Consider the following 22,065-nt stretch of genomic DNA (forward strand, 5'->3'; position numbering starts at 1 on the left):
CGATGCGTCAGGTGTCGGGAGCCGTCCGTGCCAACGCGGCGAGACGCGTCGCCGCCGCGCGGGCGCCGCCGGCCGCCGCGAACGACTCCCCCACCCGGCGCGCTCCCGCCCGGTACGCCGGATCGTCCAGCACCGCGCTCAGCGCGGCGGTCAGCTCCGCCGGTGTCGCGGAGCCGAAGGAGACCTCCACCCCGGCGCCGGCCCGGCCCACCTGCCGCGCCACCACCGGGTGGTCGTGCCGAATCGGCGCGACCACCACCGGCACGCCGTGGGCGAGCGCCTCGGACACGGTGCCCAGCCCGCCGTGCGACACGAGGGCGTCCAGCCGGGGCATCAGCTCCAGCACCGGCACCCGGGGCGCGACGAGCACGTGCGGCGGCGGGTCGGGCACCAGCCCGGCGCCGGCGGTGAGGATCACCTGGACCCGGTCGGCCAGCGGCGCGCTGGCCGCCGTGATCCGCCGGTAGAAGTCGGCGGCGAGGTGCTCGGCCATCGTGCCGACGGTGACGAGCACGTGCCGACGGCCCGGATCCCACTCCGGCCAGGCGAACGCGGGCGCGTTGCGCCGCCGTCCCAGCGCCGGGCCGGTGAGCACGCAGCCGGGCGGCAGCGGCGCCGGGCCGGTGAGCGCCGTCGTGGTCAGGCCGATCACGAGGTACGGCGAGAAGCGCAGGTCGATCGTCTCGTCCACCGGCAGGTCGGTCATCGCCCACACCCGGCGGACCTGGGCGCCCACCCAGTCGGTGAACTCGGGCAGGTCCTCCGTCGGCGGCGTCAGCTCCAGCACGCCGACGCAGAACGTCGCCCACGGCAGCCCGCGGCGGTGCGCGGCGAGCGCGCCGGCCAGCGCGTACTGGTCGGCCACCACCACGTCCGGCCGGTACCGCTCGACGGCGGCGTCGGCGGCGTCGCGGATGAACCGGTTCGCGGGCAGCACGTGCCCCTCCCAGAGGGTGCGCACCGCCGCCATCCCGGACGCGCCGTCGGAGCGGTAGTAACGCTTGCCGGTCGGGAACAGCGTGGCGTCCGGGCCGACCAGCGGGCGCAGGTCGCTGCGCGGCCCGACCCAGGCCACCTCGTGCCCGGCCGCCTCCAGCTCCTGGGCGATGGCGACCGGGGCGTTCAGATGGGACTCCACCGGCAGGACGACGAAGAGGAAGCGAGCCACGTCGATATGATCGCACGCGCGTTGACATCCATCGGCGTCACTGATCTGATCCGTGGCGTGACGGTACGCGCATGACGGCCATCGACGCCGTCTCGGTGTTCCTGCCGCAGCGCCGGGTGCCGGTCGAGAGCCTGGCCGCGCCGCTGGGCCTGTCCGACATGCAGGTCCGCCTGTTCCGCCGCTTCCACGGCCTGACCGAGGTCCGCCGCGACCCCGGGCTGTCCCTGACCGACCTGCTGCTGCGCGCCGCGGGCGGCCTCACCGCGCTGCACACGCTGCGGCGGCGGGTGCGGTTCGTGGTGTACGGGCGGGCCTTCCCGGTGGTCACCCCCTATCCGGTCAACCCGCTGTACGAGGTGTGCCGCGCGCTCGGGCTGGGCCACGCGCTCGCGTTCACGCTCACCCAGCAGTCGTGCGCGAGCGCGCTGGCCGCTATCGACGTGGCCGGGCGGCTGCTCGCGTCCGAACCGGACACGCCGGACGGGCCGCCGCTGGCGCTCGTGCTGACCGGGGAGAAGGCGTTCACCCGCGACGCCCAGTTCATCCCGGAGACGTCGGTGTTCAGCGAGGGCGCCTCGGCCTGCCTGCTCAGCGCCGGTGGCGGCCGGGACCGGCTGCTCGCGTACGCCTGCCACCAGCGGGGCGAGTTCGACGTGGCGGGCGGCGAGTCCCCGGCGCGGTTCCAGCGGGCGTACCGGCCGGCGCTGGCCGAGGTGATCGGCCGGGCGCTGGACCGGGCCGGCACGGCGCTGTCCGAGCTGCGGCTGGTGCTGCCGCACAACGTGAACCTGATGACCTGGAAACGGCTGTGCCGGCTGATCGGGCTGCCGCTGGACCGGGTGCTGCTGGACAACGTCACCGAGACCGGCCACGTGTTCTGCGCCGACGCGTTCGTCAACTACCGCACCGCCCGGCAGCGCGACCTGCTCCGGCCCGGCGACCGCTATCTGGTCGCGGCGGTGGGCGCCGGGGACGGCGCGACGTTCGCCGCCATGGTCTTCGAGCACTGAGCGGCGGAGGTCACCATGACGACCAGACTCCGCCTGCTGCGGGCCGCGCGACGCACGTTCACCGGCCCGGCCGCGCTGCTCGGCGACCCCGTGCTGCGCGAGCGCGCCGCCGGCTACCTGGCCGACCTGACCCGGCCGTACGGGCTGCGGGTGCCCGACGGCCTGTTCGACGCGCCCTCGGCGGCGCTCGGCCAGTCGTACGGGGAGATGGCCGCCGAACTGATCCCCGCCGTCGTGCCGTCGGACGAGCCGGTGGACCTGCTCGTGCTGGCGTTCGCCGTGCACGACATGCTGCCCGGCCGGGCCACGGCGGCGTATCTCAGTCACGTCTGCCCGGGCACGCCGATGTCGTTCGCGCTCTGCGACCAGGGTTCCGCGGCGGCGTTCACCGGGCTGCGGATCGCCAGCGGGTACGGGTGCCGCCGTGCTCTGCTGGTCACCGTCGAACAGGCGGTCCTGCCGTACGACGCGGCGGTGGCCGTACCGGCCCGCCACCGGGCCGTGGCCATGCTCTACGGCGTGGCGACCGGCGGCCATGACGACAGCGGGAGCAACAGCGACGACGGTCAGGCCGGCGACGGCGGGGCCGGCGGCCCGGAGCGGATCGGGCTCGGCGGCGGCGCGCGGGTCACCGCGCTGCGCCAGCACGCGGACGTCCGCGTGGACGACGTCGCAGCGCTCGCGGCGGCCGAGGTGGCCGGGCTGACGGCCGGACGCGGTGATGTCGCGGTCGTGCTCGGCGCGGACCTCGCGGCGGCGTGGCCCGGTCCCGGTGGCCACGCGGTGACGACCGGGCCGGGGAGGCAGCCGTCCACCGGTGTCTGGTGGGCGCTGCTGGACCGGCTCGCCGGGGACGCGGCGCGGCCCCGGACCGTCCTGGCCGCCGACTACGAGCCCGCACTGGGCTACCTGAGCGTGGTCGCGCTGGAGCCGGCCGGCCGGTCAGAGCCCGTCGGCGAGCGCGGCGCGGACGAACGCGCCCAGCCGCTCGTTCGCCTCCGGGGAACCGACGGTGATCCGGACCCCGGCGCCGGGCAGCGCCATGACCAGGATGCCGGCCTCCCGGGCCCGGTCGGCGAACGGCACGGCCCGCTCCCCCAGCGGTAGCCACACGAAGTTGGCCTCACTGGGCGCCACGGTGAGCCCGAGGCCACGCAACGCGCCGATCAGGCGGGTCCGCTCCGCCACCAGCTCGGTGCACCGCCGGGTCAGCTCGGCGCCCACCTCGGGCGTCAGGCTCGCCACCGCCGCCGCCTGGGCGAGCGTGGAGGGGAAGAACACCGCCCCGGTGAGCGCGGCGGCCCGGGTGAGCCGGGGCGGCACCACGGCGTACCCGACGCGCAGCGCGGCCAGCCCGTACGCCTTGGAGAACGTGCGCAGCACGCAGACGTTGTCGAACGCCCGGTACAGGTCCATCCCGTCCGGCGAGCGCGGGTCGGTGACGAACTCGCGGTACGCCTCGTCCACGATGACCGGCACATCGGCCGGGATGCGGTCCAGGAACGCCTCGACGTCGTCGCGGCGCAGCGCCGCCCCGGTCGGGTTGTTCGGGTTGCACAGCAGCACGCAGCGGGTCCGCTCGGTCACCGCGTCCGCCATCGCGGGCAGGTCGTGGGCGTACCCGTCCATCGGCACCGGCACGGCGCGGGCCCCGGCGTTGCCGATGATCAGCGGGTAGCCCTCGAACGACAGGGCCGGGTGGACGACGTCCGGCCGAGGCCCGAGGGACTGCACGAGGTGCTGGCACAGCCCGGCCGAGCCGGGGCCGACCAGGATCGCCTCCGGTCCCACGCCGAGGCGTTGCGACAGCGCGGCCACGAGCGCCGCCGACGTGCGGTCCGGGTAGCGGTGCAGCGCCGCGGCGGCGTCGGTGACCACCCGCCGGACGCCCGGCAGGGGCGGGTAGGGGGTCTCGTTCATGGACAGGTCGGCCGGCGGGTGCGTCCCGACGGCGGTGCCAGGCGTCATTGTCGCTCACTTTCCGAGGGGACCGGCGGGGTGTGCGCGTGCCGGTCGGCCAGGAGCCCGAGCTGGTACAGCCGGTCGACCGCGGACAGCGGCCGGACGTCGGTGCCGGAGAGGTTGCCGGCGGTGAGCCCGAGCAGGCGGGGGTTGGCGGCGGTGCGGCGCATCATCCGCGCGCCGAGCAGCTTCGGCAGCCCGGACACCGCGGTGATCATGCGGGAGGCGTTGTGGCTGACCGTCGCGACGTGGTCCAGCCGGGGCCGCCGCGCCGCCTCGAAGGCGAGCAGCGCCCGGTCCACCGCCGCCGGTTCCGGCGTGCCGCCCTCGGCCGCCAGGCAGGCGGCGAGCGTCTCGGCGTCGCCGAGGGAGCTGTTGACGCCCTGCGCCGCCATCGGGTGCACCGCGTGGGCCGCCTCGCCGGCGAGCGCGAGCCCCGGCACGGCCAGGCGCGCGCTGCGCAGCCGGTAGACCGCGAGCAGCTGGCGCCGGTCCAGGCTCGCACGCAGGGCCGCGCCCAGCGGACGGATCGCCGGCACGTCGGCGAGCAGCCGGTCGCACCACGCGCCCAGGTCGACGCGTCCCCGGAACTCGTCCGGCGCCACCTGCGCGTACAGGCGGCACCGCCCGCCCGGCAGCGGGTAGACCAGGCAGAGTCCCCGGCCGGTGCGGTAGGCGGACACCTCCTCGGCCACCTCGGCGCCGGCCACGTCGAAGGCGACAAGGCCGTGCGGGTACTCCTGGCGCCGCACCCCGATCCCGGCGCAGCGGCGCAGCGGCGACGACATGCCGTCGGCGGCGACCACCAGCGGCGCGCGGATCTCCTGCTCGGCGCCGTCCGCGACGACCCGGACGCCGCCGACCCGTCCGTCGCCGTCACGCAGGACGTCTGTGACACGCGCTCCCCACCGGATGCGCGCTCCGGGCGGCAGCCGGTCGGTGAGCACGCGGCGCAGGTCGCCGTAGTCGGCGCAGAGGATCTGCCGGTACGCCCCGGGCAGCCCGGCGTAGTCCAGGCAGAGCAACGGCTCGCCCGCCGGGTCGCGGATGGCCAGCCGCCCGACCGGACGCGCGCCGGTGGCCCGCAGGGCGTCCAGCAGACCCCAGGAGTCGAGGATGCGTACCGTCTCGGGCTGCAGGATCTCGCCCTTGGCGATCGACGCGGGGGTGCGCTGCCGGTCGAGCACCAGCACCCGCAGGCCGAGCGCGACGAGCGCCCGGGCGCAGGCCAGGCCGCCCGCGCCCGCGCCGGCCACCACCACGTCGGGGGTCATCGGGCCACCGCGTCCGGCGCGACGTCCGGCCGCGCGGCGGAGGCCCCGCGGTACTCGCCGAGTGCCCGCAGCGCCAGCGCCTGGGTGATCACGGCGTTCGGGTAGCGCATGTGGTGGCGGATGTAGTTGCACACCCGGGCCGCCGGCCAGGTCCCGTCCGGCCCGGCGGCGGCGACCAGCCAGGCCACGCCCCGGTCCACCGCGCCGGTGGCGTCCGGGTCGCCGGTGGCGAGCAGGCCCTGAACCGCCCAGGACGTCTCCTCGACCGAGCCCGCCGTGCCGTCGCCCGGCCCCCACGAGCCGTCGGGCAGCTGGGTGTCGCGCAGCCACCGGGCCGCCCGGCGCACCACCTCGTGCCGGGCGTGCCCGACCCGGGACAGCGCGCCGACCACGACAGCGGTGCCGGAGGTGTGGTCGCGGTACCAGAGGTTCTCGAACGTGCCGTCGGGCGCGGCCCGGGTCAGCAGCCAGGCCGCCGCCCGGGTGATCGCGGGGTCCTCGTCCGGGTGGCCGGCGTCGTGCAGCGCGAGGATCGCCTGGCTGGTGATGGCCGGGCAGGGGCCGTCGTTGGCGAGCCGGGTGTCGCGTACCCACAGGCTCCACGAGCCGCGGCTGTCCTGGCGGCCGACGAGCCACGCCAGTCCGTCACGCAGGACCGGGTCGGCGCCGGCGCCGGGGAAGCCGGCCAGCGCGGAGAGGATCTCGGCGGACTCCAGCGTCACCGGCCAGCCGCGCGCGTTCGAGTAGCTCCACCCGCCCGGCGGCACGTCCAGCACCTCGAACGCCTCCGGTTTGCGGCCGGCGTGGAGGAACTCCCGGGTGGCGCGCAGCCGGGGGTCGTCGGCGTACCCGGCCGCGATCAGCCCGGTCGCCGCGTACCCGGTCCGGGTCAGGTCCAGGTTGGTGACCGCGTCCCAGGCGCCGTCGGGGCGTACCGCCTCACGCAGCCAGCCGACGACGGCGTGGGCGATGTCCGGCGCCTCACCGCTGCGGGCCAGGCCGAGCAGCACCAGCGCGGCCGGCCACGGGTCCTCGCTGAGCGCGCCGGTGCCGCCCTCGTGGTCGTGGATGGACCGCAGCAGCCGCAGCGCCGCCGGCCGGGCCCGGCGCAGCGTGGCCCGGCGCAGGCGGCCGGTCGGCAGCAGGTCCGCCTGCATCAGGGCGAGCCCGATGAACGGCGCGGTACGGAACGACAGGCGCTGCCGGCGTACCCGGTCGAACAGGACGATCTCCAGTGGCAGCCGGCGCAGCGGGCCGGCCTCGGCGGTCATCCCGGCCATCGTGAGCAGTTGCCGGCACAGCAGCGAGATGGCCGGATCGGTGATCGTGTCGACGCCGCCCAGCGCGGCCAGCCGGGCCCGGCCCGCCGCGATCGCCTCGGCGCTGTCGGACGGCGCGGTCAGGGCCAGCGCCGCGATCGCGACGGCGGTGGGCACGACAGCGGTTCCGGCGCCCACCACACCGCCCCAGCCGCCGTCGTCGTGCTGCTGCCGGCGTAGCCACGCGGTTCCGGCGCCGACCAGGTCCGCGCTGCCGGCCGGATCGGCGGCGTGCAGCGCGGCCACCGCGCCCGCGGTGCCCAGCACCGAGGCGGGCGGGTCGTCGCCGAAGGCGCCGTCGGGGCGACGCCGGCGGAAGAGCGCCTCGGCGCCGGCGGCGACGGCCTTCCCGACGGCCTCGGCGGTCACAGTGGTCATCGCGCGTCCTCCACCGGTACTCGACTGTGGGTGGCGAGGGTCAGGCCCGCGACCGGCGGGCCGAGTTCGTGCCGGGCGCGCATGGCGCGCTGCGCGACCCAGGTCAGCACGACCATCGGCAGCGCGAGCGCGAGCTGCACCGCGAAGCCGAGGCCCAGCCCGACCGCCGCCGAGGCCAGCGCGACCCGCTCGACCACCAGGACCGAGTGCGCGCGCAGCGCCACCACGACCGGCATTCCGCCGCGCCGCCGCACCAGCGGGGCCAACGCGACGACGCCGGTCAGCAGGACCACGAGCACGGTGACCAGGTACGCGGTCCGCGCGCCCCGGCCGGCGAGCAGTCCGGCGGCGACGGCGGCGGCGATCGCGACGGCGTAGAGCACCAGCACGGTCCGCACCGCGAACGGCACGCCCCGCCCCACCGGCAGTGTCCGGTAGCCGCCGGCGCGGTCGCCGTCGATGTCGCGCAGCGCGCCCACCAGGTTGGACATCGCGTCGTGCGACCAGAACGCGACGACGAGCGCGAGCAGCACCGGCGCCGCCGAGGCGCGGTCCGGCGCGAGGCCGGCGGCGAGCGCGCCGTAGACGAGCGCGACCGCGCCGAGCGCGCCGCGGACCAGGTTGCCGGCGATGCCGCGGGCCTTGAACCACCTGCTGTACGCGACGATGCCGCAGCCGGCCAGCAGCGCGGCCAGTGTGGTGCCCCATCCGCCCAGCACGGCCAGGACGCCGAGCAGCGCGAACCAGGCGCAGCCGCACCACAGCGCGGTGCCCGCGCCCAGGCGGCTGGAGGGGATCGGCCGGTGCGGTTTGCTGCCGGCGTCCAGGTGCCTGTCGAAGTAGTCGCCGAGGTAGTGGCCGCCGAGCCAGCCGGCGGTGGGCGCGGCCCACGCCGACAGCAGCACCCACGGATGGTGCGGGCCGCCGGCCACGGCGGCGCCGGCCAGGCCGACGAGCCCGACGTACCAGAGGGTGTAGGGCCGCCAGGTCTCGACGTGGGCCCGCAGCACCCGCACGGCGGCGGCTGTGCTCACGCCGTCCCGCTCGTCATCCAGGCCGCGATGCCGGTGAGCACGTCCGTTCCGGCGGACGGGGTGAGCACGGCCAGCTCGGCGCGGGCCAGCTCGGCGTGCCCCACCATCCGCAGGCGGGCGCCGTCGACCGCGCCGACGTCGCGGAGCAGCGCGGCGATCCACTCGACGTCGCCGGGACCGGCGCCGCGCCGGTGCAGCACCGCCAGCAGCTCCACCCGGGTCGCGTCGGTGACCGCGTCGTACGCCAGCAGCAGCGGCAGGGTCGGGCGGCCGTTGTTGAGGTCGCTCGTCGCGGGCTTGCCGGTCTGTTCCGGGGTGGCCAGATAGGACAGCAGGTCGTCGCGGATCTGGAAGGCCATGCCGAGGTGCTCGCCGTACCGGGCCAGCGCCGAGGCCACCGGCTGGTCCGCGCCGCCGAGCAGCGCGCCGATCTCGCACACCGCGCGGAACAGCGCGCCGGTCTTGAGCCGGATCATCTCCGGATACCAGCGGGCGCCCGCGTCCAGGTCTCCGACGAGCCGCGCCTCCAGCGCCTGCCCCCGGCACAGGTCCTGTCCCGCCTCGGCCAGCGCGGCCACGGCCGCGACGACCGCGCCCGGGGGCACGCCCCGGCCGCCCTCCACCACGGCCCGGAAGGCGTGGAAGATCAGGTGGTCGCCGGCCACGATGGCGCCGGGGATGCCGTACGCCACCGGGACCGCCGGGCGGCCGCGGCGCAGCGTGTCGGCGTCGATGATGTCGTCGTGCACGAGCGTCGCGACGTGCAGGTACTCGGTGGCGAGCGCCGCGGCGAGGACGTCGCGGGGCGATCCGCCCACCGCCTCGGCCGCGTGCAGCGTCATCATCGGGCGCAGCATCTTGCCCGCCGGCAGCAGCGCGTAGCGCACTATCGCGTCGAGCTGGTCGGGTGTCTCGGGCCATCGCCGTCCGAGTTCGGTGCGCAGCAGCCGCCCCGATTCGCTGCGGGCGAGATCGTCGATGAAGGGCGGATATCGCGTGGAGCCAGCAACCGTCATGACGCGTCGACCCTTTCGCGAGGGATCGGCTAGTCGCCACGCGAGACGTTACCGGCCACCCGGTCCGCGAACAACCATTGATAAATGCGCAGGGATATGGGTGGTCGCAAATGTCGTGACCGCATTTCTCAGCACATTGACCGATGACCAGAGAAATCCGCCGTTCCACCCAGGGCCGCCATGTCGATGCATATGCGTCAATGATCGGGCGCACGGGACGGCACCGGACAGGAGCGACGCGCGCTGCCGGGGTCAGGCGTCGGCGGCGAACTCCATGAGCGTGAGCCCGTCCGTGCCGTGGTAGGTGCGCCGGGGCGACAGGCCCGCGGCGGCGGCCAGCTCGGCGTACTCGGGCACCCCGCGCTCGCGGCCACCGACGAGCACCAGCATCCGCAGGTCGTACGGGGACAGGTGCGGCACGTGCGGCACTGTCGGCAGCACCTCGATGACGAGCACCCGTCCGGCCGCTCCGGCCGCCTCGGCGCAGCGCCGCAGGATCGCCGTCGCGTGGGCGTCACTCCAGTCGGTGAGCGCGCGCGAGACCACGTACACGTCGGCGCCGGGCGGCAGCGGGGCGAAGAAGTCGCCGGTCACGGCCTCGGCCCGGTCGGCCAGGCCGCACTCGGCGAACGTGGCGGCGGCGGTGGCCACCGGCTCGGCCCGGTCCACGAGCGTGCCCCGCAGGTGCGGATGAGCGCCCAGCACCTCCCGCAGCAGCCCGCCGGCGCCCCCGGCCACGTCCACCACGTGGCGCGCCTCGCGCCAGGGATAGAGCGCCGCGACCTCGGGCGCGGTGAACCGCTGCTGGCTGAGCATCAGCGCGTCGAAGTAGGCCCGGTGGTCCGGGTGGGCGTCCAGGTCGGCCCAGAAGTCCCGCCCGTGCACCTCGCGGTAGCCGGGCCCGCCGGTGCGGATCGCGTGCGGCAGACCGGCCCAGGCCAGGTCCATCCGCGCGCCGAGGCCGCCGAGGTCCAGGTAGGCGCCGAGGCCGCCGCCCTCGCGGTCGCAGAGCAGCTTGCCGACGTCGGTCAGTCCGAAGACGTCCGGCGACACCTCGACGAACACGCCCCGGTGCGCGAGGTAGCGCAGCAGGCGGCCCAGCGCGGCGGCGTCGGCACCGGCGGCGCCGGCCAGCTCGGGCAGACCGGTGACGCCGTCGGCGATCAGATCCGGCACGCGCAGCGTCACCGCCGTGCGAACCGCGAACGGGGTGGCCAGGTCGGTGAGCCGGTCGAGCCGCTCCGCCGCGTCACCCTCGATCGGGGCATCGATCGCCACCCGCGCCTCCTCCCACGTCGCGGGCCGGCCTCGCCGCCCGCCGGCCCCGAATGGTTCCAGGCGTACGCCGGGTGAGTCAACGACGACGGCTGGTGAGGACATTCACGGACGTGGAACAATTCGCGGACCAGCCGTGGCGCGCAGACCGGAGGGATCATCGATGACCACATCCATCGCGGCCGAGGTCCGGCTCGTCTCCGGCGCGCTGGGCGCCGAGATCCACGGCGTCGACCTCAACACGCTCACCGACGAGGGCTTCGCGCTGATCCACGACCTGCTGCTCAAGCACCAGGTCGTCTTCCTCGCCGGTCAGACCGGGCTGACGCCGCGGGCGCACGTGGCGTTCGGCCGCCGCTTCGGCGAGGTCGAGCTGCATCCCTACCTGCCCCGGCTGGACGGGCACCCGGAGATCGTCGTCATCGACTCCGCCGACGGCGGCAAGGTCGACGTCTGGCACACCGACATGACGTTCCACCAGAGCCCGCCGATCGCCTCGATCCTGCACCTGGTCCAGCTGCCCGAGGTCGGCGGCGACACCATGTGGACCAACCAGTACCGCGTCTACGAGGCGCTCTCCGCGCCGATGCGGGACCTGCTCGACGGGCTGACCGCCATCCACGTCATCCGGATCGGCACCGAGTTCACCAGCCGCGCCGAGCACCCGGTGGTCCGGGTGCACCCGGAGACCGGGCGCCGCTCGCTGTACGTCAACCGGCTGTTCACCTCGCACATCCCGCAGCTGACCCGCAACGAGAGCGACGCGCTGCTGGAGCACCTGTTCGCCTTCTCCGAGAGTCCCCAGTTCACCTGCCGCTACCGGTGGCGGGCCGGGGACGTCGCGGTGTGGGACAACCGGGTGACCCAGCACTACGCGGTGAACGACTACGAGGGCCTGCGGCGCGGGCAGCGGATCACCGTACTCGGCGACCACCCGACCGGGAACCCGCCGCGCTGGGAGCACTACGTGCCCGCGCCCGGCCAGCGTTACTGGCCGGACCGGGTCAACGCGGTGGAGAGCTACTGACCGCCGTTCACCAGGTCACCGGGAACGAGGCGATGCCGCCGTTCATCCGGTCGTGCCGCCACGGGATCTCCGCCGGCGGCACCGCCGGCGCGAGCGCCGGCATCCGGGTCAGCAGCGCGCCCAGTGACAGCTCCACCTGCATCCGGCCCAGCGCCGTGCCGAGGCAGAAGTGCGGCCCGAAGCCGAAGGTCAGGTGCGGGACGTCGGGCCGACGGTCGATGTCGAAGACGTTCGGCTCGGGGAAGAACCGGGGGTCGCGGTTGCCGGCCCACGGGACCGCCATCACGCAGTCCCCGGCGCGCATTGCGACGCCGCCGAGGACCAGGTCCTCCCGGACCACCTGTACCCGGAACATGGCGCTCACCGACGTGTAGCGCAGGATCTCGTCGGTGGCCGCGGAGAGCTTCTCCGGCGCCGCGCGCAGCTTGGCCAGCTGCTCCGGGTGCTGGAACAGCGCGAGCAGGCCCGCGCTCGTCGAGTTGATCTCCAGCCCGCCGAGCAGCACGCCCATGGCCAGCTCGACCAGCTCGGCGTCGGCCAGCTCGTGCGTGCCGCGGACCCAGGCCGAGAGCAGGTCGTCACCGGGCTCGGCCCGCTTGCGCGCGAGCTGACCGGCCAGGTAGTCCCGCAGCTGGGCCTGCGCGGTCGCGGCGTCGGCCGACCCGTACGCGGTGACCGAGTTCAGCCCTTCGATCCAGGCGTAGAAGCGGGGACGGTCGGCGGCCGGCACCCCGAGCACGTCGCACACCACGAACACCGGCAGCGGCGCGACCAGCCCGGCCACCACGTCGGCCGGGCGCGGACCGGCGAGCATCGCGTCGACCAGCTCGTCCACCAGCCGCTGCACCCGGGGACGGAACGTCTCGATGCGGCGGGCGGTGAACGCGCGCGCGGCCACCCGGCGCACCGCCGCGTGCGGCGGACCGTCCATGTTCAACTCCCGGGGACCGCCGCCGTCGGGCGTCACGGTGGCGCCGAGCGGAAGCCGGGAGAAGCGGGGGTCGGCCAGGACGGTGCAGCAGTGCTCGTAGCCGAGCACCAGCCAGGCGGCCCGCCCGTCGGGCAGCCGCACCCGGCTGACCGGCTCGGCCACGACCATCTCCAGCAGCTCGGCGGGAAGATCGCCGGTGAATGGTTCGAACGGATAGGAACGCAACCCGGAATTGACGCTCACGGCACCACCCGCCTGCTGATCGCGGTCCACCTTGGGCATCGGCTAAGACTCCAGCATCGGTTAGCCGGCGTCAATATCCATTGCGGTCGTGCGCGACCTTCCGCGTACCGCGTCCATCACCTAGCATCGGTTGGCCAGGACTGCCGTTTCGCGCGCGGATTGGTGGGATTTGACTGCGGCTCTGCGAATTCTGATGTCGACGTGGGGCTGGCGGTCGCATTTCTACAGCCTGGTCCCGCTCGGCTGGGCGCTCCAGTCCGCCGGCCACGAGGTGCGGGTGGCCAGCCACCCCTCGATGGTCACCGCAATCAGCTCGGCCGGGCTCGCCGCCGTGCCGCTGGGCGCCGACGTCGACTTCGCCACCGCGTTCGCCGGCCGGATCGGCGCGGTGGCCCCACTCGGCGGGCCCGCCACGACGGGCGCCGTGGAGCCGGCGATCACCGCCGACGGCGGGGTGGTCCGGTTCGCCGACGCCGTCCTCGACGAGCTGGTCTCCTTCGGCCGGTCCTGGCGGCCGGACCTGATCCTCTGGGAGCCGTTCAACCTCGCCGCGCCGGTGGCCGCCGCCGCGCTCGGCGTACCCGGCGTGCTGAACCTGTGGGGGCCGGACTCCTCGACCACGCTGCGCCTGGACCCGGACGCGGTGGTCGGGCCGCTCGCCGCGCGGTTCGGGCTCGCCGCCGCCGAGGTGGCGTTGGACGGCGTGCTGACGCTCGACCCGGTGCCACCGCCGATGCAGGTGCCGATGCGGCGCCCCGGCCGCCCGGTGCGGTTCGTGCCGTACAACGGTCCGGCCGTGCTCCCACCCTGGCTGCGCCGCCCGGCGGACCGGCCCCGGGTGTGCGTCACGGCGGGCACCATGATGGCCGGCGCGGGCCTGGACGACCGGCTCGACCTGGCCGGGGTGATCCGCGCGGTCGCCGGCCTGGACGTGGAGGTCGTCGTCGTGGTCGAGCCGCGCCAGCGCGAGGCGCTGGGACCGGTTCCGGCCGGGGTCCGCCTGGCCGACGGGCCGCTGGCGATGCGGCTGGTGCTGCCGACCTGCGCCGCGCTGGTGCAGCAGGGCGGGGCCGGCACCACCATGACCGCGCTCGCGTACGGCGTGCCGCAGCTCGTCCTGCCGCAGGTCAGCGACCAGCACTTCAACGGCGAACGGCTGGCGGCCACCGGCGCGGGCGCCTGGCTGACCCGCGAGCAGGCCACCGCCGCCGCGGTGCGGGACCTCGTCGGCGAGCTGGTCGCCGACGGCCCGTGGCGGCGCGCGGCGGCGCTGATGCGCGACCGGGTCCACGCCATGCCCGCCCCCGCCGAGCTGGTGCCGACGCTTGCCGCCCTGGCCCAGGGCCGCCCGATCTGACCGCCCTTTGAAGGAGTCGCAGATGACGCAGGAGCCACCGGCCATCCCGTACCCGCTCGCGCCGGCTCCCACGATCTACCACCCGTCGCCGGACTACACCCGGATGCGCGAGACGTGCCCGGTGGCCCGGGTCGAGCTGCCCGACGGGGCGTGCGCGTACCTGGCCACCCGGCACGCCGACGTGCGCCGCGTCTTCACCGACCAGCGGTTCAGCCGGGCCGCCGCGGCCGGCCCGAACCGCCCGACCCGGGAGCTGGGCTCGCTCGCGGAGGACTCGCTGATCGGGATGGACCCGCCCCGGCACACCACGATGCGCCGGGCCGTGTCGCACGCGTTCACCGTCCGCCGGGTGGAGGAGCTGCGTCCGAGGGTGGCGGCGCTCGTCGACGTCATGATCGACGACCTGGTGGCCGCGGGTCCGCCCGCCGACCCGATCACCCACGTCTCCGGTCCGCTGCCGATCTCCGTGATCAGCACGCTGTTCGGCATCCCCGAGCGGGACCGGGAGCGGGTACGCCAGTGGTCGGACGCGCTCGTCGGCGACTGGGACGCCGACCCGGAGGCGCCCCGGGCCGCGCTGGAGGCGTTCCGCGAGCTGATCGAGCAGCGCCGGCGCGAGCCCGGCGACGACCTGATGAGCGCGCTCATCGCGGTCTGGGACGAGCACGACGACCTGACCGAACGGGAACTGGTCTCGGTCACCGCCGGCATCTTCGTCGGCGGGCACGAGACCACCACCAACCAGCTCAACCTGTTCCTGCTCGTGCTGGCCCGCCACCCCGAGCAACTGGCCGCGCTGCGCGGCGACGACCCGGCCGCGGTGGCCCGGGCGGTCGAGGAGCTGTCCCGCTTCATCCAGCTCGGCGACAACGGGGTGCTGCTCCCCCGCGTCACGACCGAGGAGGTGGAGCTGGGCGGCGTACGCCTGCCGGCCGGCGCCGCGGTGCTGCCGGCGATCGCGTCGGCGAACCGCGACGCCACCGTGTTCCCGGGCGCGGACACCCTCGACCTGACCCGCGCGCACAACCCGCACCTGGCCTTCGGCGCCGGCCCGCACCACTGCCTCGGCGCGGCGCTGGCCCGGATGGAGCTGCAGGAGGCGCTCGGCGGCCTGCTGCGGCGGCTGCCAGGGCTGCGGCTCGCGGTCGACGAGTCGCAGCTGCGGTTCCGGCCGGGGCTGGTGGTGCGCAGCCTGGAGACGCTGCCGGTGACCTGGGACCGGTGACCGGTCAGCCGCCCGCCGATCCCGCTGTCACCCGGGTCGGCGCGGCGGGGTCCAGGGCCGCCTCCACCGCCACCTCCTCCACGCCGCGCAGCAGCCGTTCCGCCTGTTCCTCGGTGAAGCAGCCGAAGTCGAAGATGACCTGGAGGTAGACCGTCTCCGGTTGGTCCTCGACGGTGATGAACATCTGCTCGGGCAGGTGGTCCAGCGGGCCGTCCCAGACCAGGAACGTCTCGTCGGCGCGGCGGCGGATCCGCTCGGCGGTCACCGGGTCGTCGCCCAGGCCGCCGTCGGCCGCCTGCCGCGTGGCCACCCGCCGGTCGTTGATCCGGCAGCTGATCCGCGCCGGATATCCGCGTTCGGCGTCCAGCCGGTCCGAGACCTCCGCGAGCTGGGCCGGGTCGTAGTAGGCGTACTTCCCGGCCGAGACCGCGGCCCGGCGGGCACGCGCCACCACCTCGTCCACTGTGGTGTCGGCGGTCTCGACGCGCAGCACGCCGTTCTGGCTCAGCGGGGCGATGGCCTCGGCGAAGCCCGGCCGGAACCGGTTGCCGACGATGAGCTTGGCGGTGAGCGGGCTGACGCCGGTGGCCCGGCCGATCGCGACCGCGATGACCGCCAGCAGCACCCGCGAGGTGTCGGTGCGGGTCCGCGCCGCGATGGCCCGCACCGCCAGGTAGGCCGCCGGTGAGCTGAACCGGCCGTGCCAGTACCGGTGCCCCTGGCGCCCACCGGCGGCCGGCTCGCCGAACGTCAGCGGCGGGATGTCCCGCAGGTGCTCCGCCCAGTGCCGGACGGCCCGGTCGCTGACCCGGCGCAGCGGCGGCGTCTCCTCCCGCCGGCCCAGGTCGAGGATCTGCACGGTACGCGGGTCGGCGACCCGGCGGACGGGGCGCCCGGCCAGGCCCAGGTCGGCCAGGAGCAGCGACGTGGCGGTGCCGTCGACCACGAGGTGGTCGATCGTGAGCACCCGGTGCACCAGGACGCCCCGGTGCCGGACCACCGCCATCTTCACCGACCAGTCCCGGTAGAGGTCGTAGTGGCTCAGCAGGCGGGCGTGGCCCAGGTCGTAGGCGAACGTGGCGACGTCGGCCGGGTCGGCGTCGTCGGGTACGTCCACCACGTCCAGGACCGTCTCGCCGCCGGCGGACACGACCTGGCACGGGCCGCCCCCGTCGCCGTCGCCCAGCCGCATCCGCAACGCCGGGTGACGGGCCATCAGCGCGGCGAACTCGGCCGCCACCTGCTCGACAGTGACGCCCGGCGGCACCGGGTGGGCGCCGCTGACGTTGTGCGTCCAGCCGGTCTCCCGCATGTCCTGCATGATCGCCTTCTGCCCCCAGGTCAGGGGCGCGACGCCGGCGCCCAGCCCGGCGAACGCGACGGGAACGTGGGCCTGGACCGTCTGCGCGAACACCGGTCAATGAGAGCAACGGGTATCGGTGTGTGTCAACGCGACGGCGCACCGTTACGCTGCCGTCCATGCGCGACGCCGTACGGGTCTGGGTGCTTCCGGCCGGGGCGGGCCCGGACGAGCTGGCCCGGTACCGGGCGGTGCTCGACCCGGCCGAGCGGGCCCGGGCCGCGCGGCTCGCCGCCGGCGCGCTGCGGGACCGGTTCACAGTGGCGCACGGCGCGCTGCGCGTGCTGGCCGGGCGGGCCACGGGCGCGTCACCGGCGGCGCTGACCTGGCGCCGCGGCCGGTACGGCAAACCGGCGCTGACCGGGCCGTGGCGCGGCCTGCACACCAGCCTGTCCTACTCCGGCGATCTCGTCGCGGTGGCGCTCAGCGAGGGCCGCCCGGTCGGGGTGGACATCCAGCACGTCGTGCCGGGCGGGGACCCGGTGTCGGCGTCCGCGCGCTTCTTCCACCCGCGGGAGGCGCGGCACGTCGCCGCCGGGTGCGACCAGGCCGTCCGGGCACGGCGGTTCGTCCGGCTGTGGGCCCGCAAGGAGGCGGCCGTCAAGGCGGCCGGGGGCCGGCTGTGGCCCAACCTCGGGATGCCGGTGGACCGGGCCGACGTGGTCGAGTGCGCCGACCCGGCCGGGCGGCACCGGCTCGCCGACGTGGTCGCGCCGCAGGGGTGCGCGGTGGCGGTGGCGGTGGCCGGCGACGAGCCGTACGCCGTCGAGTGCCGCACCGACCTCGGTGACTTCCGGTGACCGCCACCGCACCCGTTGACACTCACCGATGCCCCCTGCTCTGATGACTCCATGCTGGAGCGCGTGATCGACCCGCAGGAGCCCCGGTGCTAGAACACGACGTGCCGACGCGGGACCAGGTCGTGGAACGCCTGACCGTGCTGCTGACCCGCATGCTGCGGCCGGACGCGCCGGTCACCGAGCAGACCCAGCTGATGGACGAGCTCGGCCTCAGCTCCTCGCTCGGCCTGGAGCTGCTGCTGGCGCTGGAGGACGAGCTGGAGATCCAGATCGACGTCGAGGAGCTGGACGAGGACCGGATGGCGACGCTCGCGGACCTGGCCGACTACATCACCGCCAACTCCACCGCGCGCTGAGCATGCCCACAGTGGACCGGCCGAGCCTGAGCGTGGTGGTGCCGGCGCACGAGAACCCGTCCGCGCTCGACACCACCCTGCGCTCGCTGACCCGGCAGACGCTGCCGCCCGGCGACTTCGAGGTCGTCGTCGGCGACGACGGGTCGGCTGTCGCGCTGGGCCCGGTGGTGGACGCGTACCGGGGCCGGCTGCGGATCGAGTACGTGCGCAGCGACCGCAACCGGGGCCGCAGCGCCAACCGCAACGCGGCGGCGGCCCGGGCCCGCGCGGCCACGCTGATGTTCCTGGACGCCGACACGGTGGCGCATCCCACGCTGCTCAAGCGGCACCGCGACTTCCACGCCGGGCGCGCCGGGCGGCCCGGGGTGCTGCTCGGGCAGCGGTACGACCTCGACTGGGCCGGCGCGGACGCGCTGCGCCGGGGCGAGCCGGTCGTCCCGGCGATGCTCGACGCCGAGCGCGGCGACCCGCGGCTGGAGGACATCGCCCTTCCGCAGCGGATGGGCGACTTCCCGAGCGCGCCCTGGGTGCTCGGGCTGACCCACAACGCGTCGGTGGACCACGAGTCGTTCCGGCGGGTCGGTGGCTTCGACGAGGCGATGGTCAAGTGGGGCTTCGAGGACCTGGAGTTCTTCTACCGGGTGTTCCACCTGCACGGCGCCCCGCCGGAGCTGTTCCGGCTGGACGTCGACGCGCTCTCCTACCACCTCCCGCACTTCCGCAAGACGTCCAACGGGATCGCCTCGATGGACAACATGAAGTACCTGCTGCGCAAGCACCTGCGCTACGACGTCGAGGTGCTGTACGGGATCAACACGTTCGGCCGGCACCTGGGCCGGATCCGGCTCTACGGCGCCGCGATCGAGGCGTACCGCGCCGGTGGCCTGGGCCGGCCGGCCGCGCTGCCCGAGTCGCTGCGCGACGAGCTGGCCACGAGCGCGGCGCTTGTCGTCGGCAACGGCGTGTCCGCGCTCGACCTGGGCGCCGGGTCGCACACGTTCGACCACGACGCGCCGGTCGGCGAGACGAACTCCCACCTGCTCGGCACCGTGCTCCAGCAGTTCAAGGCGGGCGCCCTGGACGTGATCGTCAACGTGGACATGTGGCGCTGCCTGCTTCCGGAGGACCTGCCGGCGTTCCTCACCCGCGGGCTGCTCAAGGCGGACCGGATCGAGCTGGTCGCCTCCCGTACCGGCCTCGATCAGCGCGCCCTGCTACCGGTGCCGCTCGTCGCCGACCTGGACTACGTCGCCGACATGCTGCGCCCGCACTTCACCGTCGCCGTCGCCGCTTACGACGCCGCCACGGTGATCACGCTCCGCTGACCGCCGCTCAGGCGGGGCGCGCCAGGACGAGGCTGACGTTGTGGCCGCCGAAGCCGAACGAGTTCGACAGCACCGCGTCCACGGCCGTCGCGCGTGCCCGCTCACGGATGTGGTCGACCTCGCCGTCGCGCTCCGGCTCGTCCAGGTTGTGGGTGGGCGGCAGCAGGCCGCGGCGCAGCGCCTCGACGCCGATGGCCGCCTCGATCACGCCGGAGACGCCGAGCATGTGGCCGGTCACACCCTTCGTCGAGCTCAGCGGCGGCGGGTGCGCGCCGTAGACGTCGGCGAGCGCGGCCAGTTCGGCGGCGTCCCCGGCCCGGGTGCTGGTGCCGTGCGCGTTGACGTACCCGATGTCGCCGGGCGCCAGGCCGGCGTCGCGGACGGCCAGGCGCATGCACCGGGCCGCGCCGGCGCCGTCGGGGCGCGGCGTGGTCGGATGGTGGGCGTCGTTCGTGGCGCCCCAGCCGAGCACGTCGGCGTGCCGGCGGGCGCCACGCGCGGCGGCGTGCGCGGCGCGTTCCAGGACGAACACGCCGGCGCCCTCGCCGAGGACGAGCCCGTTGCGGCGGCGGTCGAAGGGGCGGCTCGCGGCGGTCGGGTCGGCCCAGCCGTGGGCGAGCGCCCGGGCGTTGCCGAACGCGTCGGCGAACGTCGGGAACAGCGGCGCCTCGGCGCATCCGGCGAGCACCACGTCCGCGTCGCCGGCGCGCAGGATGCGCAGGGCCTCGCCGATCGACTGCGCGCCGGCCGCGCACGCCGTGCCGATCGACGAGGTGTAGCCCTGGATGCCGAACTTGATCGCGATCCGGGCCGCGCCCATGTTGGGCAGCGTGCCGGGCAGCATGTACGGGCTGACCCCGAACCGTCCGCGCCCGGCCCGCTGGAGCACCTGCTCCTCCAGTGTGGACAGCCCGCCGACGCCGGAGACGACGGCGGCCACCCGGTAGCTGTCGACGTCGTGGCCGATCCGCAGCCGGGCGTCGGCGAGCGCGTCCTCGGCCGCGCGCAGCACCATCACTATCGAGCGGTCCACGACGCGGGACTCGGGACCGGGCAGCACGGTGGCCGGATCGATCGCCGGGGCGAACGCGGCCACGTCGACCACGCCGTGCAGCGGATGGTCGGCAGGTGGCCGGGTGAGCCCGGAGCGGCCGTCGCAGACCGCGTCGAACACCTCGGCGACGGTGGCGCCGACCGGGCTGACGAGCCCGATGCCGGTGACCGTGACCGGTTCGCGCACGCTCACCGGACCCGGTGCGCCGGGGCGTGCCGCGGCCGGGTGCCGTGCCCTGGCATCGGTCAGTGCGCCGAGGCCGGGGCGATACGCGCCGCCACCGCGCCGCAGAACTCGCCGACTGTCATCATCGCGAGATCCTCCGCCTCGTCGTCGTCGAACGCGACCCCGAACCGGTCCTCCACCCGCACCGCGAGCTCGGCCAGGCCGAGGGAGTCCACGTCGAGCCCGGCCGGGCCGAAGACGGTGTCGTCGTCGACGTCGCCGACGTCGTACTTCATCTCGGTCAGTGCGGCGAGGAGGAACGCGCGGATCTCATCGGTCATGTCCGGTGTTTCCCTTCCACGATGCCCAGGCGGCGCGCTCGACCTGCTCGACGGAACCTCGGTGAGACACGGAACCGACACTCCGCGTAGCATCGACCTTACTCGATCAGGTTGGTTTGGCAAGGTACCCGGTCGGCCGATGGGTGGGCGCCGGTCAGCCGTACCGGCAGCCGGTCGTACCCGCGCAGCATCAGCGCGCGACGCGGCCCGGGCTCGGCGGTCAGCGCCGGGAAGCGGTCCAGCAGGCGGGGCAGCACCAGCCGCCCCTCGGCGCGGGCCAGCGTCGCCCCGAAGCAGTAGTGCGGCCCGGCGCTGAACGCCAGGTGCCGGTTGTCGGCGCGTGACGGGTCGAACCGGTCCGGGTCGGGGAAGCGGCGCGGGTCCCGGTTCGCCGCGCCGGTCAGCACCACCACCGTCCGCCCGGCGGGCACCGGCAGGCCGGCGACCTCGGTGTCCACGGCCGCGTACCGGACGGCGAAGTGCACCGGCGGCTCGTACCGCAGGATCTCCTCCACGTAGGACGCGGCGAGCGACGGATCGGCGCGCAGCTCGGCCCGGGCGCCCGGCCGCTCGGCGAGCAGCACCAGCCCGTTGCCGAGCAGGTTCGCGGTGGTCCGAAACCCGGCGTTGTACATGATGATCAGGTTGGCCAGCAGCTCGTCGGCGGTCAGCCGGCCGGGTTCGGCCTCGACGCCGCGCAGCAGCGCCGAGACGAAGTCGTCACGCGGCGTCGCCCGGCGCGCGGCGACCAGGCCGGTGAAGTACGCGGTCAGCTCCCCCGCCGCGACGTTGGCGGCCCGGACCTCGCGCATGGACCGGCGGCCGATCTCCAGCACCGCGTCGAACGCGCGGACCCGGGGCGGGAACCACGCCCGGTCCTCCTCCGGCACGCCCAGCAGCTCGCCGATGACGTCGCTGGGCAGGCGCAGCGCGAAGCGCGCCATGAAGTCGACGGGCCGCCCGTCCGCGCCCGCCTCGGCGAGCCGGTCGAGCAGGTCGTCGGCGATGCGCCCGATGGCCGGCTCCAGCGCGGCGACCCGACGCGGGGTGAGCGCCTGGGAGAACAGGTGCCGGACCCGGAGGTGGTCACGCTCGGCGGCGTTGAGCATTGACGACTGGAGGATCCGGGTCACCTGGTGCTGGCGCCAGCGGACGCCGGCCCGGTCCAGGTAGTCGGCGCCGAGCACCCGGAACACCGGGTCGCGCAGTACCCGGTTGACCGCGTCGTAGCCGTGCACGACGAGCGCGTGCGGGTCGGTGGGCCGCAGCCGGGCCGCCTCCCCCGCCTCGTGCAGCCGGGCGTAGAACGGGTACGGATCGCGCCGCACCTCGTCGCCGAGCAGCTCGTCGAGGGAGACGGGGACGCCCATGGCCACTCCTCGCGGTCACCGCAGTCCCGTGACCATAGACTCACCGGCGCCGATGTGTCCACGGACGGCCGGCGG

At 75.2% G+C, this 22,065-nt stretch carries 19 protein-coding genes and 1 pseudogene; 8 read left to right on the forward strand and 12 right to left on the reverse strand.

The features are described from left to right. Positions 1-7: 7 nt before the first annotated feature. Positions 8-1,168: a glycosyltransferase gene (locus MicB006_RS13955; protein WP_116506590.1), complete on the reverse strand. Its 1,161-nt coding sequence runs from the start codon at positions 1,166-1,168 to the stop codon at positions 8-10. A 71-nt stretch (positions 1,169-1,239) separates the two neighbouring features. Here MicB006_RS13955 and MicB006_RS13960 point away from each other — a divergent pair, with 71 nt between their 5' ends. Both MicB006_RS13960 and MicB006_RS32765 read left to right on the forward strand, forming a co-directional pair. Then, a complete protein-coding gene (locus tag MicB006_RS13960) occupies positions 1,240-2,178 on the forward strand; it encodes a 3-oxoacyl-[acyl-carrier-protein] synthase III C-terminal domain-containing protein (RefSeq protein ID WP_116506592.1) in 939 nt (312 codons plus the stop codon). 15 nt (positions 2,179-2,193) lie between these two features. Beyond that, positions 2,194-3,285: a 2-hydroxy-acid oxidase gene (locus tag MicB006_RS32765; protein WP_370013454.1), complete on the forward strand. Its 1,092-nt coding sequence runs from the start codon at positions 2,194-2,196 to the stop codon at positions 3,283-3,285. Here the strand turns inward: MicB006_RS32765 and MicB006_RS13970 are convergent. From MicB006_RS13970 to MicB006_RS13995, 6 genes and pseudogenes are all read right to left on the reverse strand, one after another. After that, positions 3,199-4,146 (reverse strand): annotated as a pseudogene (locus MicB006_RS13970) (aminotransferase class I/II-fold pyridoxal phosphate-dependent enzyme); the annotation flags it as partial. The gene MicB006_RS32765 and the pseudogene MicB006_RS13970 overlap by 87 nt on opposite strands. After that, positions 4,143-5,414: an NAD(P)/FAD-dependent oxidoreductase gene (locus MicB006_RS13975; RefSeq protein WP_116506596.1), complete on the reverse strand. Its 1,272-nt coding sequence runs from the start codon at positions 5,412-5,414 to the stop codon at positions 4,143-4,145. The pseudogene MicB006_RS13970 and the gene MicB006_RS13975, both read right to left, overlap by 4 nt. Further along, positions 5,411-7,111 (reverse strand): prenyltransferase/squalene oxidase repeat-containing protein, encoded by a 1,701-nt coding sequence (locus MicB006_RS13980; protein WP_116506597.1) that lies wholly within the window; start codon positions 7,109-7,111, stop codon positions 5,411-5,413. The genes MicB006_RS13975 and MicB006_RS13980 overlap by 4 nt, the downstream gene beginning before the upstream one ends. After that, positions 7,108-8,145, reverse strand: a complete 1,038-nt coding sequence (locus tag MicB006_RS13985) for a UbiA family prenyltransferase (RefSeq protein ID WP_116506599.1) — start codon at positions 8,143-8,145, stop codon at positions 7,108-7,110. The genes MicB006_RS13980 and MicB006_RS13985 overlap by 4 nt, the downstream gene beginning before the upstream one ends. Next, positions 8,142-9,161 (reverse strand): polyprenyl synthetase family protein, encoded by a 1,020-nt coding sequence (locus tag MicB006_RS13990; RefSeq protein ID WP_116506601.1) that lies wholly within the window; start codon positions 9,159-9,161, stop codon positions 8,142-8,144. Before MicB006_RS13990 ends, MicB006_RS13985 begins: the two co-directional genes overlap by 4 nt. Before the next feature lie 252 nt (positions 9,162-9,413). Then, positions 9,414-10,439 (reverse strand): methyltransferase, encoded by a 1,026-nt coding sequence (locus MicB006_RS13995; protein ID WP_116506603.1) that lies wholly within the window; start codon positions 10,437-10,439, stop codon positions 9,414-9,416. Between the two features lie 160 nt (positions 10,440-10,599). Between MicB006_RS13995 and MicB006_RS14000 the strand changes: the two genes are divergently transcribed. Then, positions 10,600-11,463, forward strand: a complete 864-nt coding sequence (locus MicB006_RS14000; protein ID WP_116506605.1) for a TauD/TfdA family dioxygenase — start codon at positions 10,600-10,602, stop codon at positions 11,461-11,463. Between the two features lie 7 nt (positions 11,464-11,470). On the opposite strand, the gene MicB006_RS14005 is transcribed toward MicB006_RS14000, so the two are convergent. Beyond that, complete coding sequence (locus MicB006_RS14005; RefSeq protein WP_225980744.1) at positions 11,471-12,637, reverse strand: cytochrome P450; 1,167 nt, start codon at positions 12,635-12,637, stop codon at positions 11,471-11,473. Positions 12,638-12,830: 193 nt separating this feature from the next. Here MicB006_RS14005 and MicB006_RS14010 point away from each other — a divergent pair, with 193 nt between their 5' ends. Further along, positions 12,831-13,994: a nucleotide disphospho-sugar-binding domain-containing protein gene (locus MicB006_RS14010; RefSeq protein ID WP_116506608.1), complete on the forward strand. Its 1,164-nt coding sequence runs from the start codon at positions 12,831-12,833 to the stop codon at positions 13,992-13,994. 22 nt (positions 13,995-14,016) lie between these two features. Then, on the forward strand, positions 14,017-15,219 hold the full coding sequence (locus MicB006_RS14015; protein WP_116506610.1) for a cytochrome P450: 1,203 nt from the start codon (positions 14,017-14,019) through the stop codon (positions 15,217-15,219). Between the two features lie 4 nt (positions 15,220-15,223). Here MicB006_RS14015 and MicB006_RS14020 read toward each other — a convergent pair whose 3' ends face one another. Continuing rightward, positions 15,224-16,633: a condensation domain-containing protein gene (locus tag MicB006_RS14020; RefSeq protein ID WP_116506612.1), complete on the reverse strand. Its 1,410-nt coding sequence runs from the start codon at positions 16,631-16,633 to the stop codon at positions 15,224-15,226. Between the two features lie 65 nt (positions 16,634-16,698). Here MicB006_RS14020 and MicB006_RS14025 point away from each other — a divergent pair, with 65 nt between their 5' ends. The 3 genes from MicB006_RS14025 (at position 16,699) to MicB006_RS14035 (ending at position 19,060) form a co-directional block, all read left to right on the forward strand. Beyond that, positions 16,699-17,379: a 4'-phosphopantetheinyl transferase superfamily protein gene (locus MicB006_RS14025; RefSeq protein WP_116506614.1), complete on the forward strand. Its 681-nt coding sequence runs from the start codon at positions 16,699-16,701 to the stop codon at positions 17,377-17,379. Positions 17,380-17,465: 86 nt separating this feature from the next. Beyond that, complete coding sequence (locus MicB006_RS14030) at positions 17,466-17,735, forward strand: phosphopantetheine-binding protein (protein ID WP_104112877.1); 270 nt, start codon at positions 17,466-17,468, stop codon at positions 17,733-17,735. A 2-nt stretch (positions 17,736-17,737) separates the two neighbouring features. After that, positions 17,738-19,060 carry a glycosyltransferase gene (locus tag MicB006_RS14035; RefSeq protein WP_225980745.1) on the forward strand — a complete coding sequence of 441 codons (1,323 nt, stop codon included), beginning with the start codon at positions 17,738-17,740 and terminating at the stop codon, positions 19,058-19,060. Between the two features lie 7 nt (positions 19,061-19,067). Here MicB006_RS14035 and MicB006_RS14040 read toward each other — a convergent pair whose 3' ends face one another. From MicB006_RS14040 to MicB006_RS14050, 3 genes are all read right to left on the reverse strand, one after another. Continuing rightward, positions 19,068-20,306, reverse strand: a complete 1,239-nt coding sequence (locus MicB006_RS14040; protein WP_116506616.1) for a beta-ketoacyl synthase — start codon at positions 20,304-20,306, stop codon at positions 19,068-19,070. Positions 20,307-20,359: 53 nt separating this feature from the next. After that, positions 20,360-20,620 (reverse strand): acyl carrier protein, encoded by a 261-nt coding sequence (locus tag MicB006_RS14045; RefSeq protein ID WP_116506618.1) that lies wholly within the window; start codon positions 20,618-20,620, stop codon positions 20,360-20,362. A 98-nt stretch (positions 20,621-20,718) separates the two neighbouring features. Then, positions 20,719-21,990 carry a cytochrome P450 gene (locus MicB006_RS14050; RefSeq protein ID WP_116506620.1) on the reverse strand — a complete coding sequence of 424 codons (1,272 nt, stop codon included), beginning with the start codon at positions 21,988-21,990 and terminating at the stop codon, positions 20,719-20,721. Positions 21,991-22,065 lie beyond the last annotated feature (75 nt).

This window comes from Micromonospora sp. B006 (assembly GCF_003408515.1).
Taxonomy (GTDB): domain Bacteria; phylum Actinomycetota; class Actinomycetes; order Mycobacteriales; family Micromonosporaceae; genus Micromonospora; species Micromonospora echinospora_A.